Raw genomic sequence first — 5,961 nt, 5'->3', positions numbered from 1 at the left:
CGCCGCCGGCGTCGCGCGCGTGCCCGCGACGCTGAAGAAGACGGCGGCGGCGAGCGCGCCGAAGGTCTGGCCGAGCAGTCGCGCGGTCGCCAGTGTTCCGCCCGCCGCTCCGCTGCGGATGATCGGCGCCGCCGAGACCATCGCCCGGTTGTTCGGCGACTGAAAGAAGCCGAAGCCCGCGCCGCAGATCATCATCCGCCAGCAGATCCCCCAGTCCGAGACGCCCGGCCCGACCCGCGACAGCAGCGCCAGGCCCACGGCGAAGACCGCGAGCCCGATCCCGCCCAAAAGGCCCGCCGGGCGGCGCTCGGCGAGATGGCCGGCGATCGGCGCGGCCACCGCCACCGTCAGCGGCCAGGGCGTCATCAAGAGGCCGATGGCCACGGGGCTGCGCCCCAGCATCTCCTGGAAATAGAAGGGCAGCACCGTGTAGGCGATCATCTGCGCCGAGAAGGAGACGACCGAGGTCGCCGCCGACAGGCCGAAGATCGGGATCCGCAAGAGGTCGAACGGGACCAGGGGCGCGATGCGCCGCAGCTCTCGCCGCGCAAGCAGGATACCCGCGACCGCCGCGCCGGCCAGCCGCAGCAGCCCGATCAGCAGACCCTCCCGCGCGAGGCCTTCGAGCCCGAGGATCAGCAGGCCGAAGGCGACCGCATTGAGCACGGCCGCGAGCCAGTCGAACGGTCGGCCCGAACCCTCGGTCCTGGGGAGCGCCCGCGAGCCGATGGCGATGGCCAGCACACCGATCGGCACATTGACCGCGAACAGCCATTCCCAGGACGCGCGCGCGAGGATGGCGGCGGCCATCGTCGGCCCGACCGCCGCCGAGACGGATATGATCGCGGCGTTGAGGCCGATCCCGCGCCCCAGCAGCCGGTGCGGATAGGTGAAGCGCACCAGCGCGCTGTTGATGCTCATGAGCCCGGCCGCGCCGATCCCCTGGAACACGCGCGCGGCGACCAGGCCGGCCAGGGTGTGCGACAGCGCGCAGCTCAGAGAGCCGAGCGTGAAGACCGCCAGGCCCGCCATGTAGACCCGGCGATAGCCCAGCTTGTCGCCCAGCGCGGCGAGCGGCAGCAGGCAGACGGTGATCGCCAGCTGGTAGGCGTTGACGATCCAGATCGAGGCGGCGGCGCTGGCGCCCAGCTCGCGGGCGATGGTCGGCAGGGCGACGTTGGCGATCGCCCCGTCGAGCACCGCCATGGCGATCGCCAGCCAGATCGCCAGCACGGACCAATAGCGGCGCGGAACCGGCAGCCCCTCGTCCGTGGGCGGACCGGGCGGGGCCGGACCTGACCTTGCCGAGGCAGATAGCAGCATGCGTCGCGAACCGTGGCTTCGATCCGACGCCCCTAGAGCATTCGGCGGCTCGAATGAACCGGCAAATGCTCACGGTTCATCAGGGTCGGATGGCGAACGGTCGGACCGACTCGCCGACGGCGGAGCTTGTTAAGAAAACTTTACAATAATCTTCGTTCGGAGAGTGGCGTTATGCCGCAGCCGCGAGTATAACCGCCCGCCATGACGGATCGCACGTTCAAACCCGATCTGACGGGATCGGACGAGACGCTCGAAGCCCTGCTCGAACGTCTCCGCTCGTTTGGAAAGCGGCGTCCGGCCGGACGCAACCTTCCGCCCGACTTCGGCCATTTCGTCACCTCGCGCCGGCCGCGAGGAGGCGCCGGCGGCGCCGAGGCGCCGATGCCGAAAGAAACGCCGGCGCCGGACCTTTACGCCGCCACCTGACGGCGGCCGCGGCGCGAACATGCGCGCCGTCCACCGATGGTGGAGCCTTCCGCCGCTCTGGCGCTTTTAGCAGATGGCGCGGACGCCGTTCCCGATGCCGCTCGGGGCGGCTGCGGGCCGCGTCCACTTTCGGACCTTAAGGGAGGTTCCGCCATGGCGCTCGCCCAGGACCAGCTTGAACGCCTCGCCCTTCACAGCGCTTTCGCGGTCCACCAGATCGCCCGCTGGGTCGCCACCCAGAAGGACGTGCCGGAGGACGTGCGCGATCGCCTGAGCAATCACATGGCCGCCATCGAGGGCGTCCTCGTCAAGAACGGCCACGATTGGATCAAGGACGAGATCGAGGCGACGGAAGCCGCCCTGCACGCCTGAGAGCCAAGACCGCACGCCGCTCGCAGCGGCGTGCGGCCGGAGCCAAAGCCTGCGGCCGCGAGTCTAGTCGCGGCGGCCGCGCGCGCGAGCCGATCTTAATTTCCAAGAAACCAATTCTAACGGCATGTATACCTTAGATACAGCCGCAATTCACACACGCCTCGGTTCGTATTCTTTACATTCGATTCACTGCGTTTGTTGGCGATATCGAAAACGCCCGCTCGATAACCTTACGATCTACAAGATAAAAATGCGAGCCAGGGCAAGATGCGCGTCATCACCATTGTCAGCCTAGGAGCCTCCGCAGTGCTCGGCCTGGCGGCCCTCGTCGTCGCCAAGACGGTGCTGCCGAACCAGGCCTCGGCCAAGATCCCCGGCGTCGCCGGCGCGCCCGTCGAGGGCGTGCCGGTGGTCGTCGCGGCCAAGGACATGAAATACGGCGACCGGGTCGCCGCCGATTCGCTGAAGCTGATCCGCATGCCGGCCGACGTCGTGCCGCAGGGCGCGTTCAGCACCGTCGCGGCGGTGCTGTCGTCCGACAAGGGCGGCCCACCGGTCGTGCTGACGCCGATCGCCGCGCGCGAGCCGCTGCTGCCGATCAAGCTCTCCGGTCCCGGCGCCCGGCCATCCGTGGCCGCCGAGATCAAGGACGGCATGCGCGCCTACACGGTGAAGGTCAGCGACGTCTCGGGCGTCGGCGGCCACGCCCTGCCGGGCGACCGGGTCGACGTCATGATGATGCGCGACCTCGATCCGTCGAACCCGAACCACAACTACGTCTCCGAAGTCGTGCTGCAGGACGTCCGCGTCCTGGCGATCGACCTGAACGCCGACCTCGCCTCGGACAAGCCGGCGACTCCGGCCACGGCGACGCTGGAGCTCTCGGTGGCGGACAGCCAGAAGCTGTCGGTCGCCGCCGACCTCGGCAAGCTGTCGCTGGCGCTGCGCCGCACCGGCTCGGCGGAGGTCACGCCGACCGCCCTGGTGCGCGCCAACGTCTTCGCCAGCGGCCCCGGACGCATCCCGACGTCGGGCCGGGCTCCGGCCTCCTCATCGCGCCGCGGCGGCGTCCCCGTCGGCTACGGCATCCTCATCATCGAAGGCGAGCGTCGCCATGGCGGCGGCGGCGGGCCCTCGGCGACCGCCGCCGCCCTGCTCGCGCCGGCGCCCCCGGCCGCGCCGGCCGCCGCCAACGCCGTCGTCGGGTGATCCTCATGTCCAACGCGTTCAAAATGACCCGTCTCCTCGCCGGCGCGCTCGTGAGCGCCGCGGCCCTCGCCGCCGCCGCGCCCTCCTCCGCCGAGGTGTTCCGCACCACCCCCACCGCGCATCGGGTGGTCTATGTCCCGCGCGACAAGTCGGTGGCCTTCCACCTGGACAGCCCGCCGAGCCGTATCGTCGTCACCCAGCCGGACACGGCGGTGGTGCGCGCCACCGGCGGCACGAGCTTCTACATCCAGGGCAAGGAACTGGGCGAGACCAACCTCCTCGTCTACGGCGCCGGCGGCCGGCTCGCCGAGATCCTCGACGTGCGCGTCGGCTATGACGCCCAGGCGCTGCAGGAAGACCTGGGGATCGCCTTCCCGAACGAGAACATTCAGGTCCGCGCCACCGGCGAGGGCGTGCTTCTGACCGGCCATGTCTCCAACACCGGCGTCGCCGGCCGCGCCAAGGCGCTGGCCGAGAAGTTCGCGCCCCAGTCGGTCACCTCGCAGATCTCCGTCGGCGCCTCGCAGGAGGTGGTCCTGGAGGTGCGCGTGATGGAGGCCAGCCGCTCCCTGCTGCACGACGTCGGCGTCAACCTGGCGATCCAGAACAGCTCGTTCCAGTTCGTCACCGGCGCGAACGGCCTGCTCAGCGGCAACTCCCCGGCCGGGGTGCTGAAGCTCACCGGCGCCTCCGGCAGCACCACGATCGACGCCCAGATCCAGGCGCTGGAGTCCAAGGGCCTGGTGCGCACCCTGGCGCGGCCGAACCTGGTGGCGATCTCCGGCGAGAAGGCCAGCTTCCTGGCCGGCGGCGAGTTCCCCTACCCGGTGCCGCAGACCTCAGGCGGCGGCACGACCATCACCATCGAGTTCCGCAAATACGGGGTGAAGGTCGATTTCAAGCCGGAGGTCCTGGACAACGGCCTGATCCGGCTCGAGGTCGCGCCCGAGGTCAGCAAGCTCGACCAGTCCAACAGCCTCAAGATCGAAGGCTTCACGGTTCCGGGCCTGATCACCCGCAACACCCAGACCGTGGTCGAACTCAAGAACGGCGCCTCGCTCGCGATCGGCGGCCTGTATCAGCGCGACTATCAGAACGACGTGAGCCAGGTGCCGGGCCTCGGCAACCTGCCGGTCCTCGGCGCCCTGTTCCGTTCGGCCAGCTGGCGCCGCGGCGAGACCGAGCTCTTGATCATCGTCACGCCGCGGCTCGTCGAGCCGGGCGACATGGCGAAGGCGCAGGCCGCCGTGACCATGCCCGGCCAGGAGCCGAGCGAGAAGGACCTGCTCCTGATGGGCAAGTCCCTCGACCACCCGATCGATCCGAAGATGGATGCGAGCAGGCCGTAGGTCCCATGGCGCGTACGAGTGAAAAGAAGGCTTCGATGACCGAAACCCCGCTTTCCGGCAAGCGCGTCCTGCTGGTGGGCCCGAGCCTCGGCGCCATGGTGGCCGGCCCGCTGAAGGGCGCGGCCACCGAGACCGCCGGCGTCGAGCGGCTGCCGCAGGCCGTGTCCAGCGCCTACGACCTGGTGCTGGTCGACGCCGACGTCTGGGAGGCCCAGACGCTGGCCGCCGCCATCCAGGCGCTCAGCACCAATCCGCGCGCCGCGCCGGTGCTGCTGATCGGCCAGCATTTGCCGACCACCGTCGTGCGCAACCTGCTGCGCCTGCCCAGCTCCGACGTGCTCGACGCCCCGTTCTCGCCCGAGCAGTTCGCGGCCGCCGCCTCCGGCCTGGTGACCAAGACGCCGGTCGAGGCCGAGGCCGCGCCCCTCGCCCCCGAGGGCGGCTCGCATTGCTGGGCGGTGACCGGGGCGGTCGGCGGCGCCGGCGCGACCACCATCGTGGTCGAGATCGCCACCGCGCTCGCGCAGCGCTCGGGCAAGGACAAGAGCGTCTGCCTGATCGACCTCAACCTCGCCGACGGCGCGGCCGCCGCCTACCTGGGCGCCCAGCCCGCCATGCGGCTTTCGGACTTCGGCTCGTCGCCGGACCGCATCGACGCGGCCATGCTGCAAGCCTTCGTCACCCCGGTGACCAAGCAGCTCGACCTGCTGGCGAGCCCGCGCGATCCCGACGCCTTCGACCACGCCAGCCGCGAGACCGTGCTGCGCATGCTGGAGGTCGCCTGCGAATGCTACGAGTGGGTGATCCTCGACATGCCGCGGCATCGCCGCTCCTGGACGCTGGAGGCGCTCTCCGGCTCCGACGAGATCCTCGTCATCTCCGAGCTGACGGTGCCGGCGCTGATCTCGGCGCGGTCGCTGGCGGAGGAATTCGAGACCGCTCTCGGCGGCGAGACCAAGCCGCGCATCGTGCTGAACCGCCTGGCCAGCCGCATGTTCGGCCCGGCGCCGTCCATGTCCGAGGCCGAGCGCGCCCTGCAGCGCAAGGCCGACGCCGGCATCAGCTCCGACTGGGAAGCGGCCGCGGCCGCGGCCAACCTGGGGGGCGCGATCGCCCAGCACCGCCCGAAGTCCAAGATCGTCAAGGACATCGCCCAGCTGGTCGAGCGCCTCGCCGCCGACGCCGGCCGGTCGTCGGCCACCTCGAAGCGAGCCGCCTGATGGGACGTTTCAGCCTCGCCCGCACTCCGGCGCCCAAGCCCGGACCCGCGCCGGCCGCAGCG

Annotated in this window: 6 protein-coding genes; 5 read left to right on the top strand and 1 reads right to left on the bottom strand. The window is 70.5% G+C overall.

The annotated features are described in order from the left end of the window. Positions 1–1,323: MFS transporter (locus VJS38_RS10590; protein WP_324088113.1), on the bottom strand; the 1,323-nt coding region annotated here is incomplete at its 3' end. 201 nt (positions 1,324–1,524) lie between these two features. On the opposite strand from VJS38_RS10590, the gene VJS38_RS10585 reads away from it, so the two are divergent. From VJS38_RS10585 to VJS38_RS10565, 5 genes are all read left to right on the top strand, one after another. Next, entirely contained in the window at positions 1,525–1,749 is a 225-nt protein-coding gene (locus VJS38_RS10585) for a hypothetical protein (RefSeq protein ID WP_324088112.1), read from the top strand. A 153-nt stretch (positions 1,750–1,902) separates the two neighbouring features. Next, entirely contained in the window at positions 1,903–2,121 is a 219-nt protein-coding gene (locus VJS38_RS10580) for a hypothetical protein (protein ID WP_324088111.1), read from the top strand. A gap of 267 nt (positions 2,122–2,388) precedes the next feature. Beyond that, entirely contained in the window at positions 2,389–3,330 is a 942-nt protein-coding gene (gene cpaB, locus VJS38_RS10575; RefSeq protein ID WP_324088110.1) for a Flp pilus assembly protein CpaB, read from the top strand. A 23-nt stretch (positions 3,331–3,353) separates the two neighbouring features. Next, positions 3,354–4,679: a type II and III secretion system protein family protein gene (locus VJS38_RS10570; protein WP_324088109.1), complete on the top strand. Its 1,326-nt coding sequence runs from the start codon at positions 3,354–3,356 to the stop codon at positions 4,677–4,679. A gap of 35 nt (positions 4,680–4,714) precedes the next feature. Continuing rightward, positions 4,715–5,899, top strand: coding sequence for an AAA family ATPase (locus VJS38_RS10565; protein ID WP_324088108.1), 1,185 nt, complete (start codon positions 4,715–4,717; stop codon positions 5,897–5,899). The last annotated feature ends 62 nt before the right edge of the window (positions 5,900–5,961 follow it).

The organism is Phenylobacterium sp., from assembly GCF_035276905.1.
Lineage (GTDB): Bacteria > Pseudomonadota > Alphaproteobacteria > Caulobacterales > Caulobacteraceae > Phenylobacterium.
The sequence above is the reverse complement of the archived record's forward strand: the minus strand, read 5'-3'. Positions and strand labels throughout refer to the sequence as shown.

What these genes read in the sequence shown, in the direction of transcription:
- VJS38_RS10580 (WP_324088111.1), top strand. Translation starts at nt 1,903, where the DNA reads ATGGCGCTCGCCCAGGACCAGCTTGAACGCCTCGCCCTTCACAGCGCT.
- cpaB (WP_324088110.1), top strand. Translation starts at nt 2,389, where the DNA reads ATGCGCGTCATCACCATTGTCAGCCTAGGAGCCTCCGCAGTGCTCGGC.
- VJS38_RS10570 (WP_324088109.1), top strand. Translation starts at nt 3,354, where the DNA reads ATGACCCGTCTCCTCGCCGGCGCGCTCGTGAGCGCCGCGGCCCTCGCC.
- VJS38_RS10565 (WP_324088108.1), top strand. Translation starts at nt 4,715, where the DNA reads ATGACCGAAACCCCGCTTTCCGGCAAGCGCGTCCTGCTGGTGGGCCCG.
- VJS38_RS10585 (WP_324088112.1), top strand. Translation starts at nt 1,525, where the DNA reads ATGACGGATCGCACGTTCAAACCCGATCTGACGGGATCGGACGAGACG.